Annotated in this window: 11 protein-coding genes and 4 pseudogenes; 6 read left to right on the forward strand and 9 right to left on the reverse strand. The window is 59.6% G+C overall.

The window, feature by feature from the left end; genetic code table 11:
- Positions 1 to 338 precede the first annotated feature (338 nt).
- From groL to GGD63_RS28400, 4 genes and pseudogenes are all read right to left on the reverse strand, one after another.
- On the reverse strand, positions 339 to 1,979 hold the full coding sequence (gene groL / locus GGD63_RS28385; protein ID WP_183246764.1) for a chaperonin GroEL: 1,641 nt from the start codon (positions 1,977 to 1,979) through the stop codon (positions 339 to 341).
- A gap of 84 nt (positions 1,980 to 2,063) precedes the next feature.
- On the reverse strand, positions 2,064 to 2,378 hold the full coding sequence (locus GGD63_RS28390; RefSeq protein ID WP_183246768.1) for a co-chaperone GroES: 315 nt from the start codon (positions 2,376 to 2,378) through the stop codon (positions 2,064 to 2,066).
- Between the two features lie 100 nt (positions 2,379 to 2,478).
- Positions 2,479 to 2,586 (reverse strand): annotated as a pseudogene (locus GGD63_RS40275) (co-chaperone GroES); the annotation flags it as partial.
- 972 nt (positions 2,587 to 3,558) lie between these two features.
- Positions 3,559 to 4,812: a DUF418 domain-containing protein gene (locus tag GGD63_RS28400; protein WP_183246773.1), complete on the reverse strand. Its 1,254-nt coding sequence runs from the start codon at positions 4,810 to 4,812 to the stop codon at positions 3,559 to 3,561.
- Between the two features lie 126 nt (positions 4,813 to 4,938).
- On the opposite strand from GGD63_RS28400, the pseudogene GGD63_RS28405 reads away from it, so the two are divergent.
- Positions 4,939 to 5,034 (forward strand): annotated as a pseudogene (locus GGD63_RS28405) (IS5/IS1182 family transposase); the annotation flags it as partial.
- Between the two features lie 168 nt (positions 5,035 to 5,202).
- Positions 5,203 to 5,631 (forward strand): annotated as a pseudogene (locus tag GGD63_RS28410) (ATP-binding cassette domain-containing protein); the annotation flags it as partial.
- 259 nt (positions 5,632 to 5,890) lie between these two features.
- On the opposite strand, the pseudogene GGD63_RS28415 reads toward GGD63_RS28410, so the two are convergent.
- Positions 5,891 to 6,296, reverse strand: a pseudogene (locus tag GGD63_RS28415) (transposase); the annotation flags it as partial.
- 503 nt (positions 6,297 to 6,799) lie between these two features.
- Here GGD63_RS28415 and GGD63_RS28420 point away from each other — a divergent pair.
- Positions 6,800 to 7,447, forward strand: a complete 648-nt coding sequence (locus GGD63_RS28420) for an FkbM family methyltransferase (RefSeq protein WP_183246873.1) — start codon at positions 6,800 to 6,802, stop codon at positions 7,445 to 7,447.
- 749 nt (positions 7,448 to 8,196) lie between these two features.
- Here the strand turns inward: GGD63_RS28420 and GGD63_RS28425 are convergent.
- The 3 genes from GGD63_RS28425 to GGD63_RS28435 all read right to left on the reverse strand — a co-directional run bounded on the left by GGD63_RS28425 (position 8,197) and on the right by GGD63_RS28435 (position 10,206).
- Positions 8,197 to 8,556: a hypothetical protein gene (locus tag GGD63_RS28425; RefSeq protein WP_183246777.1), complete on the reverse strand. Its 360-nt coding sequence runs from the start codon at positions 8,554 to 8,556 to the stop codon at positions 8,197 to 8,199.
- Between the two features lie 134 nt (positions 8,557 to 8,690).
- Complete coding sequence (locus GGD63_RS40280) at positions 8,691 to 8,867, reverse strand: hypothetical protein (protein ID WP_246785678.1); 177 nt, start codon at positions 8,865 to 8,867, stop codon at positions 8,691 to 8,693.
- A 1,000-nt stretch (positions 8,868 to 9,867) separates the two neighbouring features.
- A complete protein-coding gene (locus tag GGD63_RS28435) occupies positions 9,868 to 10,206 on the reverse strand; it encodes a transposase (RefSeq protein ID WP_312013437.1) in 339 nt (112 codons plus the stop codon).
- Between GGD63_RS28435 and GGD63_RS40285 the strand changes: the two genes are divergently transcribed.
- The 3 genes from GGD63_RS40285 to GGD63_RS28445 all read left to right on the forward strand — a co-directional run bounded on the left by GGD63_RS40285 (position 10,123) and on the right by GGD63_RS28445 (position 13,587).
- The gene (locus GGD63_RS40285) at positions 10,123 to 10,359 is read left to right on the forward strand and encodes a hypothetical protein (RefSeq protein ID WP_246785699.1); all 237 of its coding nucleotides are present in this window, start codon (positions 10,123 to 10,125) and stop codon (positions 10,357 to 10,359) included. The two genes, GGD63_RS28435 and GGD63_RS40285, sit on opposite strands and share 84 nt — an antisense overlap.
- An 816-nt stretch (positions 10,360 to 11,175) precedes the next feature.
- On the forward strand, positions 11,176 to 12,897 hold the full coding sequence (locus GGD63_RS28440) for an outer membrane beta-barrel protein (RefSeq protein WP_409334101.1): 1,722 nt from the start codon (positions 11,176 to 11,178) through the stop codon (positions 12,895 to 12,897).
- A 336-nt stretch (positions 12,898 to 13,233) separates the two neighbouring features.
- Entirely contained in the window at positions 13,234 to 13,587 is a 354-nt protein-coding gene (locus GGD63_RS28445) for a transposase (protein ID WP_183246783.1), read from the forward strand.
- 247 nt (positions 13,588 to 13,834) lie between these two features.
- Here the strand turns inward: GGD63_RS28445 and GGD63_RS28450 are convergent, their stop codons facing one another.
- Positions 13,835 to 15,001, reverse strand: a complete 1,167-nt coding sequence (locus GGD63_RS28450) for an acyl-CoA dehydrogenase family protein (protein WP_183246785.1) — start codon at positions 14,999 to 15,001, stop codon at positions 13,835 to 13,837.
- Between the last annotated feature and the right edge of the window lie 40 nt (positions 15,002 to 15,041).

Genomic DNA, 15,041 nt, shown 5'->3' on the forward strand with positions numbered 1-15,041 from the left:
CATTTGGCCGCTTGACCACGCGTCTGGACAGGAAAGTAGGCAAGAGGGTCGAAAGCGGGTAGGCGGCACCGGATATACCAGACGAAGGGTTCAAACACTCGGCAGCGAAAGCCCCCTTCCATCGCAGTGCTGGACCCGTTTTACCTTGGCTGAGGTCCTGTCGTCGAAGGAAAAGTCACAAGCAAATTAGGTCTGGGCCCTACCGCCGTTCATACGGATAGGCCGATGAGTTGGGCCTTTGGCGCGGCTTGCTAGGGCTACGTTGCAAGCTCCCCGAAGCAAAACCCTGGCATTCGTGCCAGGGTTTGGCATGGTCATCGACACTTCGACAGAGTGGATCAGAAGTCCATACCGCCCATGCCGGCGCCTGGAGGCATTGCTGGACCAGCCGCGGCCTTCTTCGGCAGCTCGGCGACCATCGCTTCCGTCGTGATCAGCAGCGCCGCCACGGAGGAGGCATTCTGGATAGCGGTGCGCACGACCTTGGTCGGGTCGATGATGCCTTTGGAGACGAGGTTGCTATACTCGCCTGTCTGCGCATCGAAGCCATAAGAGTACTGCTCGTTGTCCAGGACTTTGCCGACGACGATCGAACCGTCTTCACCGGCGTTGATCGCGATCTGGCGGGCCGGCCAGGACAGCGCCTTGCGCACGATCTCGACGCCAGTCTTCTGGTCGTCGTTCTTGGTGCGCAGGCCTTTGAGCTGCTCGGAGGCCCGGAGCAGGGCGACGCCGCCGCCCGGGACGATGCCTTCCTCGACCGCGGCGCGGGTCGCATGCATCGCGTCATCAACGCGATCCTTGCGCTCCTTCACCTCGACCTCGGTCGCGCCGCCGACGCGGATCACCGCGACGCCGCCCGCGAGCTTGGCGAGACGCTCCTGGAGCTTCTCGCGGTCGTAGTCCGAGGTGGTCTCCTCGATCTGCGCCTTGATCTGGGCCACGCGCGCCTCGATGTCGGCCTTCTTGCCGGCGCCGTTGACGATCGTGGTGTTCTCCTTGTCGATCATCACCTTCTTGGCGCGACCGAGCATGTTGAGCGTGACGTTCTCGAGCTTGATGCCGAGATCTTCCGAGATCGCCTGGCCGCCGGTCAGGATCGCGACATCCTGCAGCATGGCCTTGCGGCGATCGCCGAAGCCCGGAGCCTTGACGGCCGCGACCTTCAGGCCGCCGCGCAGGCGGTTCACGACCAGGGTCGCGAGGGCTTCGCCTTCGACGTCCTCGGCGACGATGACCAGCGGCTTACCACTCTGCACCACGGCCTCGAGCAGCGGCAGCAGCTCGTTCAGCGAGGAGAGCTTCTTCTCGTTGATGAGGATGTAGGCGTCGTCCATCTCAACGCGCATCTTGTCGGCGTTGGTGACGAAGTAGGGCGAGATGTAGCCGCGGTCGAACTGCATGCCCTCAACGACGTCGAGCTCGGTCTCGAGCGACTTGGCTTCCTCGACGGTGATGACACCCTCGTTGCCAACCTTCTTCATGGCGTCGGAGAGGAACTTGCCGATCTCGGCATCGCCGTTGGCGGAAATGGTGCCGACTTGGGCGATCTCCTCGTTCGAGGTGACCTTCTTCGAGTTCTTCTGGAGATCCGCAACGACGGCCTCGACCGCGAGGTCGATACCGCGCTTCAGGTCCATCGGGTTCATGCCGGCGGCGACCGACTTGGCGCCTTCGCGCACGATGGCAGCGGCGAGCACGGTCGCGGTAGTGGTGCCGTCGCCGGCCGCGTCAGCGGACTTGGAGGCGACTTCGCGCACCATCTGCGCGCCCATGTTCTCGAACTTGTCGTCGAGCTCGATGTCCTTGGCGACGGCAACGCCGTCCTTGGTGATGCGCGGCGCGCCGAACGACTTGTCGAGCACGACGTTGCGGCCCTTCGGGCCGAGTGTGACCTGCACGGCATTGGCGAGAATGTCGACGCCGCGCAGCATGCGATCCCGCGCTTCCACTCCGAATTTGACTTCTTTGGCTGACATAAGGAATTCCCTCAGTTCTTATCTTCTCATCCTTCAGCGCGCCCAAGCGGGCGCTCGTCAGGGTGGAGCTGTGCGAGCGCTGGGTTAGGCGGCTTTCTTGTTGGAAAACACATCGGTGAGAACGCCCATGATGTCGCTCTCCTTCATGATCAACAGCTCCTCGCTGTCGATCTTGACTTCGGTGCCCGACCATTTGCCGAACAGCACGCGGTCCCCGACCTCGATGTCGATTGGAATCAGCTTGCCAGTCTCATCGCGGCCGCCCGGGCCAATTGCAATGACTTCGCCCTGCGAGGGCTTTTCCTTGGCTGTGTCGGGAATGATAATGCCACCAGCGGTCTTCTCATCGGCGTCGATGCGCTTGACCACGACGCGGTCGTGAAGCGGACGGAAATTCATACAAGACTCCTGAGCGTTTTAAACAAGTTGGAGATAGTCACGGTGTGACAAGCCCAATTATAGCAAGGGTCAGGCCAATAATGAGCTGAACGATCCATGCCTGCAGCTTTTGCGTGGCTGCGTCGGGAATGATAACGCCGCAAGATGTCTTCTCATCGGCGTCGATGCGCTTGACCACGAAGCGGTCGTGAAGCGGACGAAAATTCATAAAAGTCTCCTGAGCCCAAGTTGGAGATAGTCATTGTGACAAGACAAATTATAGCAAGAGTCAGGCCAAAATGAGCTGAACGATCGATAGCTTCAGTTCTGCTGAATCGTTGCCTGGCCTGCGCGTGTCTTTGTCCGGAAGCAAACGCCATCAGATACACGGCGCGCCAAGCTGTTGTGAAGATGACATTGCGTTTCACCGAAACACCCGGTTGAGCCCCGGGGTTCCTCAACATTAACGGCCCTTACACCGTTCGAAGCACCGCGTATTTCGAAGGCGGTAGCCGAGCTGCACATGATTGCTGTCGTCTGACAGCGAGCATTTAGGAGCCGGCGCCGGTAAAACGTGCGGCGCACAAGGCTCATCGAAGAGCGGGCTCGAACAATATGAGATCCTCGCGCATAATAGCAATTATGCCGACATCTCGAGCGTGGGGCGTTCAAGAACTTATCTGCACCGACCTCGATCAGGCCACTGGATGCTGCGGTATGAACACAGCAGAGGCAGGCCGTGACAAAGGCGCACGGAGTCAGGCGTCATCGGCACGGCAATCCGCCGCGGTCGCCGACCACACGTTCGAGCGAGTCGCGCTCCTGCACGCTTGGACAGGACGACAGCCAAACCGCGTTCGTCACATTCTCTCGTCGACGTTGGATCTTGCTTCCGCTTCCGCACGTCCGAGCCTTGGAGCGTCAGCCATGATGGTACAGCGGTGCTGATGGGAATTCGCTTCCGCAGTTCTAGCAGCCCGGGTCGCCCAATTCGGGTGCTCACCGTCTTCTTCACATTTATTGTGTTCGCGACTGACTAGGCCATGTACTCATTAAGCGACTGGCCGCCTGATGTCCGCTCACCCCCAACAGCGGCGGAAAAGCGAACATCTCCGAGGTCGCTGAGGGCCCAAAGCCAGCCGTACCCGTTGGGGCGGCTTCCGCTTGAAGCAGAACGCAGCTTGGGTATTGGGGACCCGCATCAAACTGCTATGGTCGCGCGCATGATGGCTACATCGACCGTTGCCCGCATCGGCTGCGGTACACCATACATGCACGAGCGCCAGAGCCACTCGACAGGACCGAACCGATAGCGGCGCAGCCACCGCGCGCTGAACACCACCTGCGCGACATACACGAAAATGCCGATCGTCAGTGTCGCGGCTACGCCGAGGCGGCCAAATTGGCCTAGACCATAGCCGTAGAAGATCCAGCCGCAGATCACAGATTGCGCCAGATAATTGGTGAACGCCATCCGGCCAAGCGGCGCGGCCCAACCCAGCATCCTCCGCCCGCCCGAGAGGTTCACAGCGGCGATGACTGCGGCCGCATAACCCAGGGCCAACACGACCGCCCCCAGCTGTTCCACCGGAAAATGCGCGCGCCCGAGCGACGGCCCATCGAAGAGCTCTTGTCCTGCTGCCGCGAGACTCAATCCGCCCCCGAGAAGAATGCCAAAGGTTGCGACCACGAACAGCAGGCGCCGGTTCGCCGAAGCCCGACGCACAACCCCGCTGCGCCACGCGAAGGCGCCGACCAGGAACAGCGCGACAGTGCGCGGAAAGACCAAGACGTGCAGCGGAAAAATCACCGGCACCTCGCGGATCCGGAACGCGAGCACGTCGAAAAATCCGCCCGTGCCGTAGGCACGCGTCGCGTCTGCGGCAAGAGCGGCCATCTCGGCTGTACCCGGCAGCGGCACGATCGGCGGTAGCACCAGCATGGTCACGTAGAGCCCCAGGAGCAGCAGGGCTGCACCCGCCATGAGCCACCGCGCGGCGCCGAGGAAGGGCAGCACCACGAAGCCCGCCAGTGCATATTCGACGAGAATGTCGCCGTTCCAGATCAAATAGAGATGCACCAGGCCAATCGCCAGCAACACCACGAGCCTGCGCACGAGCAAGATCATGCGCCGTGCATTGCCGGCAAGCCGCTCGAATTGGATGGCGAGGCCGACGCCGAACAGCAGCGAGAACAGCGCAAGCGCCTTGAAGTCGACGGCGACCGTCAGCACAGCCGCCACCGCCCGGTCGAGCGGCCCCGCCGGCTCCGCGTTCGGCAAGAACGCCGCGAAGAAGGAGACCCGAAATATGGTCACGATGTTCATGGCGAGCACGCCGAACAGGGCCAAGCCCCGCAGCACGTCAATCGAGTCGAGCCGCTCCGACGGGCTCATAGGCTTTGGAGGCGCGTCACTCCCCGGCGGGGTTCGCGAGCCGATGCTTCCGCCGGTCATTGCAGGACTCCCCCATTTCCGATGGAGAGAGTTAGAATGCCTCCTCGTGCTGCGTCAAACTACCTAAATTGGGGGCCGAATCGAACCATGACAAATTGGTCCACTGCCAATGCGAGGAAATAGACATGCCGGCGCGTGGCAATGCGCCATGACAAACTCGCCGCAAACTACCTCGCATTCGTCCAACTTGCATCAATCAGGCTGTGGCTCTCCACGTCCTAGGCTAGTCGTGTTGCGACGTAATGTCCTAGCGGGTCTTCCGCCTACTTCACTCAGGCCTTTGAACAACACACACTTTGCCGCTGTCCTGAGCGGCTGGCGCGAAATTTGAAGCGTGGAGCAGCACACCCTCGACGATCATATGCGCAATAGCGGGCTTGGGTATCCTGTAACATCGCACTTGGTGAATTCGAGCCCGAGATCGATAGGATTATGAAAATTTGCGATCAAACTGGGCTGCGGGAGGTAATCGAGCATTCGCCCGGTGGTTTCCAAACCTAGCCGGGCGAAAATGGCGTAAAGGTGTCTGGTGGCGAGAAGCAGCGCCTTTCGTTAGCACGAGCTCTATATCGGAATCCGGAAATCCTAATCTTGGACGAGCCGACCTCCTCGCTCGACTCGGTTGCCGAAGCCACTGTGCACCGGCTCCTTGAGAATTCGCGTCGGGCCGGCAAGACTATCGTGGTGATCTCTCACCGACTCAGCACCATCTGTGGTGCCGACAAGATCGTCGTCTTAGACAGGGGCCGGACCGTTGCGGAGGGCAGACATACAGATCTGCTGGCTGAAAGCGCTTATGCGCGCTTGTGGCAGACGTAAACCGACCGGCCCTAAAGTTGCAGATGATGGCTTATCGCAAAATTGGGCGGAATCGCGGAGAGCTTATCCTCTCAAACTGACCCTGCTGATCGACGTTCGAAAAGTGTATACCACGGTCGTGTGATGGAGCGAGATCGGCAGCTCAACAACGACCACGCCTGATGACCGACGATGGCAAGCATCGGGAGAGCGTGCGCGAAATCAACCATAAGCCATGTGAAATCTCAAGGTGAACTTCGCCAGCGGCGAGCTGAGATCGTCAGACGACGTGGTCCCATGGCATAAGCGCGTCGATTTCGTTCCAGGGTAAGCCGTTGGCAATACGCTGAAGTATCTGAATATAGGCGAATGGATGGACATTGTCATTTCCGTTGTGCGGCAGCGTTGCGATGGCTGACAAGGTTTGTGGCCGCCGTCGCTGCCCGCGAAGAGCGTTTTTGAATTGTTGTAGCTGATGGGGCGTTCGACGATGTGGAGTCGAGCTCGACGCGGCCTTCGGTGTGAAGCGTTCGAAGATGGCGCGCCGAGAGACGGCATAGCGGATCGCCTCGGCCAGCGTTGATTTCCGGAGATCCGCCGCAATGTCTGCTGCCAGAAGTCGAAGAGGTCCGCGACGACCGCCGTGCAGTTTTTTGCTTACGCCCGGCAACGCGTGCGTCGATGCTTGACCGCGTACGGTCTTCCGAAGAGCAGGTGATTCCGAGGACTGGAGTTCACACATTGCGCCAGCAAATCTGGGATGGCAGCGGTCAGTCGGCAGAGCACATCTCGCCTGTCGCAACTGTGATCGAGGTGATTGGCTATTGGTGCGCACGAGAGATCAGTCTGTCTGGCACGCTTTAGAGAGAATAGGTGACGACTGACATTCGCACTAAGCCGATCTTTCCGCCGCTCCTAAAGGCGAACCTGAGACGATGATTCTGGCTCACAGTTGGCGCGTCTCCCGACACCGAGCGGCAATTTGCGTTGCAGGGTAGTTGCTGCGCCCCCCTTCCGACAGGCTTCCCTTTTGATGTTGATGGAATCCAAATAGCTGTCATGGATCAAGGGGACCGACGGGTATATGAATCATATACATTGATATACGTTGTGCCGGCGCGTCTGGCGTGTGATTGCGGCGTCAAAGACGAAATTCATCCGATCTTCGCGCCAAATGGAAAAAGCACCTGTGTCCTCTATCGAAGTACACCAGCACATTGTTTCACTTCTTCAAAAGCCCAATCCCGTCATCCTGGATATCGGCTGCAATGATGGGACCGATACGCAACAGTTTCTCAACCTCTGCCCGCAAGCTAATCTCTACTGCTTTGAGCCGGACCCCAGAGCGATTGCCCGCTTCAAGAAGAAGCTGGGCCCATCCCTTTCTAAGGTGAAGCTGCTTGAAATCGCGATCAGTGATCGAAACGGGATGATCGACTTCCATCCAAGCAATGCAGATGGTGATGCGAAGGAATGGGACCTCTCCGGCTCAATACGCCGCCCGAAGAATCATCTTACTGAGTATGATTGGGTTCGGTTCGATAGCCCTGTCTCGGTTGAAACGCGGCGGCTGGACGACTGGTGCAGCGAAGCCAATCTGAATACGGTGGATTTCATCTGGATGGATGTCCAGGGAGCTGAAGCCGATGTTATCGCTGGAGGCATGCAGACCTTGAGCAACACGCGCTTCGTCTACACGGAATATAGCGACCGCGAGCTCTACGAAGGGCAGCTGTCCCTGCAAGCCATTCTTGACCTATTGCCATCATTCGAAGTGGAGGCTCACTTTCCCCGCGCAGTGGAGGGTGATGTATTGCTCAAAAATACGCGCTTCTAGTGGCTAATCATATAGGCCGCCTCTTACATCGCTGCAAAACCTGATCAGCGCGCTTACGCCGCCCAAAGCTGCAGAACGGGTGATCATTCGAGCGGATATCGGTGGGCCGGACGGGCGCTCCGGTTTCCGGTTGCCATTGCAGGCCCCGCGCACGACGTCGGCCGTCGGGCGGGGTGGTGGGTTTCTCGCAATCATTTATTTAGCGAGCCGGCACGAGCGACGACTTCGCGGTCAGCAGCCCGAGCCGTTTCAGACGGTTGAATCAACATTGCCAGCCGATGCTCGAAGCGTTGAATCGTCTTGAACCGCTTTTGTATGGGCTGGCCCTCTAGGAAGCCGGTGCACTGCTTCGATCAAATGCGAAAGAACTTGCATCAGTTCTCGTAGTTCCTCAAGATGGGCGGATTTCAGCACGCGCTTGGCGTGAGCTAAAGTATGTGTTCATTCCAGATTAGGTCGCCGTGTGGCGGCCGGCATAACTCCAGCAGCCGATTGTCCGGCAAGGCGTCCGGGACGAAGCGCAGGAGGAGGCGGCGGCCGATCTCGCGCCGGATCGGATCAAGATCGTCATCGCAATCAGGGTTACTTGCCTGCTCATTTGCCGCAGGCGGAGCTGATCATCGAATCTGCGAGGAGGGTTCTGCCCGTGCGGCTGCGGCGCGATGGCGAAGATCGGCGAGGACGTCATTAAACGCCTCGACGTAATCCCGGCGCGATGGCGCGAGGTTTCTCCTAGCCGCGTCGCCCGATCACCCGCAATTCCAGATCGGCCCGATCGGCGTCCGCGTCCAGCACGGCCCGAAACTGCCGCCATTGTAGCGGCCGCCACGGAAGCCGGGGTGGCCGAAATAGTGCCACTCGCCATCCCAACCGTAATACTGAGGAACCGGGTCAATATACCAGTGGCGCCGGTCGGCACGCGAGAGCCGGCGCATCGCGTCCTTCTGTTTGTAGAGCGGAATGCTGTTGCTCAGCGGCTGGCGATAGCCGGGCAGGAAGCCGTAACCTTGCCAGACCGGCTTGGGCCGCTTTTGAATTGGCGCAGCGTTCGCGACGACCGGCAGCAGCGACAGCATGATAGTAGCAGCTAGATACACAAGGCGAGACATGGATCGACAATAGTCGGTCGGTTGCGCGGAGGCCATTCAAATGTGGGTGCAGAGTTCTGCGCAATCTTGCGCAGAAGTCTCTCTTTTTGCTGATCACGCCCTTCTTGATCAGAAAGCATGCATATCCCCGGCTGTCACCCACCTGCGCGACGCCGAAGCTGCAGCGAGAGAAAATCCGGACGGGAGAGCTTGCCGGACTGAAGACACACACCGAGCGCGTGTGTGGGACGGCCGACCGAGCGTTCAATCGCGACCAGCACGGTGCGCTTGCGTCCGGGCACACGGTCGGGATCGTCGAGGGGCATCGTCACGCGCGCGGATCGACGAGATCGTCGAGCGGATAGAGCGTTAGTATGGCGCGGACGGTCCTCTCGATAACTCATGCCCGGCAGCTGAATTCAAGCGCTCCGAGCAGAGCCGCGGCGGGGATGCGGTTGGCCGGGTGGTTGGCGTCGACGGCCACGAGGCCGCCGCCATGGCCATGGAGGCAAGTAGACAGAGCGGCTCGGGCGTTAGGATCGGATCGATCGATTTCAGCATGTGACGAACTATCCTCCCGATCAATCGCTTACTAACCGTTCGCAATCATCAGATATCGCGGGCCAGAACACTCCAAACTGTCGCTCATCAGTGCCAAAAAAAGCCCGGCCTCGTTTCGATGGCCGGGCCGAAGTCAGTCGTCGACAGAGGGAGAGCTGCCGACGGTTCTTGCGGCAAAACGTTCACCGCAAATTCCAATTACGGAAGGATCAATGAAGGCAGAGATCTGGGCGTCGTTTCCTATCTATCAGACGATATTGATGGAATGCGGCTCAACACTGGCTCGCACAAACCTTGAAGGGCGTATTGTCCCTTGTTTGCGTATCGTCAAAGCCATTGTGATTAAATGAGCGGCGCCCAACAGAGACGATCTCGGCTGTTCGTCGCCGACGTGCCGGCCGCCAAGGGCAGCAACCCAGTACTCCCTGGGCTTGGACGAAGTACGTTGTTGTTCGCATGCGAGGACTCGGACCCCGTCCGCCAGACCCCGCAGATGGGGATTGGGCCGTATCGCCCTTTGCTGTACACACATCGACCGCATTGGTATCATCGTCTCACCGATGGCAGCAAACAGCGGGCCGGTCCGATTTGCCGGGCATCCTCGTCAGCGACTTCGCAATGGTACAACGTGACGCCACGTGCGATTCAAGGCCTTTTAGCTCATCCGCATAAAATTCAAGCCGCCGATCTCTCACAGGCAGCTGAGGAAACCGCCAGCGGTCGACGTGCGTGTCGCATTCTATTTTTGAATGGGCCTGTACGCGTGAGCGCTCAAGGCACATTGCACGTCATATTTTGTGTGATGCAAGATAGTTGCGTTCTTCGCGGCGGAGACAGCCTCCTACTGGCGGAGTCGGCCGTGAGCAGTTTTAGGTCGTTGTCCCGATCGCGCTCGTACGGGATCACGAAGGCCTGACTGGCGTTCTCCATCAGATGCCACCGATCCGCGACCTGTATTGCCTGCGGCAGGGCCTTTGCCGCAGCTTCGCTATATCCCCCACCTCGGTCAAGAGTAATGATCGTCGAATGAGCAGCCAGCCAGGCTTGGACGGTCGCGGGCTCACGATCCGGCAGCAGCGTGACGATCTGGCGCCTTTCCAGATTGCAGATGCTGGCGTATCGGTGATTGCGTCGCCAGGCGCAATCGATGCCTATACCCTGAGCGGGTCGGCCGACCGGCGGCTGTGGTGTCGGGGCCACGCCCAGGACCGTGTCTTTGCTCACGGTGGCATCAGCCGCTTTGCGAAGCCTGCTGCTGGCTGACCGCCAAGCGCCAGGCCGAGGTGGTGGACGATAGAGCCCAGCCTCGCCGTGCGTCGCACCGCTGAAGCCTGTACGCATTCGGCGATGCGCTCAGTGAAGATTCGCCCGCACAGGACAGCGTCGCAGCGGAAGCGGCAAGCGATCACCAGGAGCGACCCGAGAGCGGAAGATCGATCGCGCGCCGTCGATAGGAGCTCTGGACGCGTCGGGAAACCGTTCCGCGCGATGGACACAGGCCAAGACTTCCGGACGCTCGGATCACAACAACAGCCTTATCGCGTTCGTAGTGTGCTCTCTCTACACCAAACCCACGCGGCACCAGTGGAGCGCTGGAGTGGCTGCTGCATGACGCTAATTCTCGCCCAATCAAAACGCCAGACATCCCCTAAACTGTATCAAAAGTAAGTCAGAGCCAATATTGCAGACAGAATCACACTCCACCTTGCGCTCGCCTTGGCAGGTGGAGGATCCTTGCTCGCTGCGGGGTGGCGGTGACGGCCCCCTCGAGGTCCACCGCTTTCCGCAAAGAGCACCTCCTGCTTCTTGACGGCACCGAAGGGCATGTGGAGGCTTTCCGGCCACCAAGCGACAAACCTCAAGCGATTCTCCGCGCGTCAGTACTTCGCTACAATGTCGGGGCCGATGCGACTAGGGATGCGTTGTCGCGAATACGACAGTGCGATCGAAAAAGCGCAGGGAATGCGCCTTGCGGCCGCTGGCATAACTCCTGCACCCCCGCCGTGACGCGGCGCCAGCGAAGTCGGATCATTCGTCTTTGCAAGATGGCGCGCGACGTGAGGTGATATGCGATTCAAAATTCCTTGTTGTGTAGCCGGAACAGCCGCGCTCGTTGCAAGCGCCGTCGCTCATTCGGCCGATCTCGGAGTCACAGTAAAGGCGCCGGCCGTAATATGGAGTTGGACCGGCGGATACGTTGGGGGCCACTTCGGCGGAGGCTACGGCCGGACATCGTTCACTGACCCCTATGGCCCTTCGATCTATGGTGACGTGGTCGACACCCCAGTGTTCGTGGCTGGAGGTCAGATCGGCTACAATTGGCAGAGGGAGCGTTGGGTTTTTGGCTTCGAACTAGATGGTAGTGGCGCAATCTCCAACGGTACAAACACCTGTCTTGCCGCCTCCGGCATGATCGTGAGCGCAAACTGCAAAGCAGGTCCAGATGTCTTTGCGACCGGCACCGGTCGGCTGGGTTATATTTTTGGCCCGCAGGGCCGCACGCTGGCCTATCTCAAGTTAGGTGTCGCGTGGCAGCACAATCGCGGCGATATCGTCAATAACCACGAACCTGACGAGGCGCCAAAGAATGCCACACCTTTCGATGACAGTCGTCTCGGTGGCATGGTCGGCGGAGGCATCGAACAAGCGCTCACGCCGGAATGGTCGGTCAAATTCGAGTATGACTATCTGAGGTTTGGCGGACCAAGTCTGGCGACCCCTCCAACCACACAACATCCGCTCCCCTCGGTGGTCCCAGCCAATGTCAGTAGCCTATCCAGCAGCTATCACATCGGTAAGATTGGTCTGAACTACCATTTCGATGCCGGCTCGGGGACGCCGGAATGGTCCGGTCAAGCGCTCTACGCGACAAAGCCGACCGTTAGCGCCCCGCCGATTACTCTGGCGCAAGATTGGTCGGTGGAAAGCGGTACAAGGGTTTGGCTGAGCCGAGGAAGATTTCAATGGGATCACCCCTATGAGCCCTATAACGATCCGAGCAGCCTTGTGTCGAGGCTCACCTATCACAAGCTGGACGGGATTTCTGGTGAGTTATTTGAACGAATCGACAGCCCCTGGGGGATCTTTCTGAAAGGAAATATCGGATTCGGACGTTTCGGCGATGGGAGCATGAACGACGAAGATTGGGCGATTGACCCAGATGGAGTTCCCACAGCTTATTATCTGACTGGGTCTCGCCAGGCAAACGGGCGGTTCACATACTACACGGCCGATGCTGGATACGACTTTTTGCGCGGCAGCACCTACAAGGCCGGCGCGTTTGTGGGCTGGACCTACTACGGCCAGAAATCTGACTCCATAGGCTGCATTCAGTTAGCATTGCCCTACTATCCATGCTCCGGAGGCAGCGAGAACGATAACAGGACGGTGCATAAAAGAACCGTGGGTAGCGAAGACGCGAATTGGAATGCGCTGCGTATCGGCCTCACCGCTGAGACTATGCTACTCGAGCGTTGGCACCTAAGCGCGGAGGTTGCTTACCTCCCTTGGACGGATTTCCACGGGCGCGACAACCACCTTTACCGCGAGACGACGACCTTCATTGATCAGCGCGGGAGCGGTGGTGGTGGTGTGCAGTTAGAAGGCGTTTTGTCCTATTTTGTCACCGACAAGTTCAGCGTCGGCGTGGGTGCCCGATATTGGGCGATGTGGACTTCAAGAGGGAGCGAGGACTTCGGCAGCGGCCGCAATGGATTGGGTACCCTTCATTCAGCTAATGATGCGAAGTATAGCATGGAACGATGGGGCACGTTCCTGCAGGCCTCCTACAAGTTTGACTGAACGTGCTGAGCGTCCAGCCGAGAGGAATCTATATAGAGGGGCCTGCACTTCCTCGTCGGCATTGAGGAAGATGGGGCCGACGCCGTCAGAGGCACATGGAGGCGGCACGCGCAATTCGCGCGTGCCGCTTTCTGCCGGCCTCCAAGCGCATACGGACGCAACCCCGCAGAAGTGGCGTGAACGCTTCGTGAGAGGCTGAAACAATGAGAGCAATCGAGCAATCGCGGGAAATATAGGCGCGTCCGCCAGCGCAATCTGCTTGATGCTCCGCGCTGGTTGAACCTCCTCCGAATGAGTGGACACCTGTAGTAGGCTCGTTGAGCCCGGAGGTGTCAAATGAAACGTCAACGTCGGTCGTTTACCGAAGAGTACAAGCGCCACGCCATCGAGCTGGTGGTGTCGAGCCGTCGCTCGGTCACGTCGGTTGCCAAGGAGCTCGGTCTGCGCGACTCGGTGCTGCGACGCTGGGCGGATAAGCTCCGGCAGGAGCCGGCATCGGCGGAGTGGCGCCCCACCATGCAACCGACGCCGATGTCGGCGGACCAGGCTTCGGAGATCGCCCGGCGGCGCCAGGAGAACGAACGGCTGCGCATGGAGCGCGACATTAAAAAAAGAAGTCGGGCTTGGAAGCTTCGTGAGTTGAACCGCCAGCCGTCGTGCCGAAATGCAAGTGGATCGTGCCCGACATGACAATGATCGAGGCGGGGGCGTAGAGACCTATGAGAGCGCGTTTGCGATGGGGAGGGATGCTCCACGGATATGAAGTGGTGTTTTTGAGAAGCGCCTGACTGCAAGGGTCTCTCTCTCTCTCTCTCTCTCTCTCTCTTGTCCTTTAAAACAAGGCCGGCAGGCGGCTAGGTCCTGTAGCTGCGAACAGCACCATATCGCGCGTCCGGCAATCCGTTGCCGCGGGGTGTACGGAACGTGAAGAACCAGTTCATGGAAATCCCGGCTGTGCTGCACTTCCGAGCAGGAGACGGCCGGCGCTCTGGAGCGTTCCCTCGTTTAAAGCTGCGTGCTGGGCAACCACGAAGCTGTCGCACATGGCGCGCGCCAGATTGCTGGTGGTATAGAGCGACGCACTTCCAGCGAGACCGCTCGCAATGTTGCAGACCTCAGCGCTCTGCCGCGCGGCGTTCGTCGCGGCGAGTCGCATCAGCGTCGCCGTGTTCGGGGTTACGGCACCTTTGAGCGCTTCCTTCCACAGCTCCTCGGTGGCCTCATAGAAGAAGGCACGGGCGGAACGTAGCATGGCTTCGGCTCTGGCCATCTCCAGTTGGACATAGCCGCGCTCTACCATCACGGGCGCTCCAGTGATTGAGGCGCGGGTTCCGGCCATGGCGATCACCTCGTCCAGCGCGGAGCGCGCAATACCGACGCCGACAATCGCATGCGCCTGCGCAGCGAAAGTCACGGACGGATAGCGATAGACCGGCGCGTCGAGCGTCGGCGGACCGCCGCGGATCAAGGTCCATTCCTCCGGCACAATGACATCGTTGACAACGACGTCGTGGCTGCCGGTGCCTTGCAGGCCAATGACGTCCCAATTCGGCCGGATTGTCACCTTCTCGGCCGGCATCACGGCTACACGCGCAAGGCCACCGGTCGGATCGTCTTCCACAGTGATGCCAACGCCTATCAGATCCGCGCCCGGTGAGCCGCTGGCGAATGGCCACACGCCGTTCACGACAAACCCGTCAGTGCTTCGCCTGGCGGGCTGAAGGGGGAAAAGCGCACCTGCCAATACCACGTCAGGTCCGTTCGCGTATACCTCACGAAGCGTGTCGTCCGGCAGAGCAGCGAGGTAGCGAGCCCCATCGCCGAAGCTAGCGACCCAACCGGCGGAGCCGTCGGCTTCGGAAATTTGCTCGATCAGGCGACAAAAATCGGCCGGCGTTCGCTCCTCGCCGCCGAACCGCCTGGCGGCTAAAGCCCGATAGACGCCAACGCGCTTGAAGCCTTCGATGATGTCGTCTGGAATCTTTTGCGCGCGGGCGAACTCGTTTCGACGCGCGCGGATATCGACCAGCAGCGGCGACAGATTATCCCAGGTCGCAGCCGTACCTTCGGTTTCTGCAGTGATCTTCTCTGGTGGAGCGTTCATAAGCTGTCCTCGGTGCCTTGAGCCGATCGACGCCGCGCTT

Origin of the sequence: Bradyrhizobium sp. cir1, assembly GCF_014198245.1 — a bacterium.
Lineage (GTDB): Bacteria > Pseudomonadota > Alphaproteobacteria > Rhizobiales > Xanthobacteraceae > Bradyrhizobium.

What these genes read in the sequence shown, in the direction of transcription:
- groL (WP_183246764.1), bottom strand. Translation starts at nt 1,979, where the DNA reads ATGTCAGCCAAAGAAGTCAAATTCGGAGTGGAAGCGCGGGATCGCATG.
- GGD63_RS28390 (WP_183246768.1), bottom strand. Translation starts at nt 2,378, where the DNA reads ATGAATTTCCGTCCGCTTCACGACCGCGTCGTGGTCAAGCGCATCGAC.
- GGD63_RS28400 (WP_183246773.1), bottom strand. Translation starts at nt 4,812, where the DNA reads ATGACCGGCGGAAGCATCGGCTCGCGAACCCCGCCGGGGAGTGACGCG.
- GGD63_RS28425 (WP_183246777.1), bottom strand. Translation starts at nt 8,556, where the DNA reads ATGTCTCGCCTTGTGTATCTAGCTGCTACTATCATGCTGTCGCTGCTG.
- GGD63_RS40285 (WP_246785699.1), top strand. Translation starts at nt 10,123, where the DNA reads ATGAGCAGCCAGCCAGGCTTGGACGGTCGCGGGCTCACGATCCGGCAG.
- GGD63_RS28445 (WP_183246783.1), top strand. Translation starts at nt 13,234, where the DNA reads ATGAAACGTCAACGTCGGTCGTTTACCGAAGAGTACAAGCGCCACGCC.
- GGD63_RS28450 (WP_183246785.1), bottom strand. Translation starts at nt 15,001, where the DNA reads ATGAACGCTCCACCAGAGAAGATCACTGCAGAAACCGAAGGTACGGCT.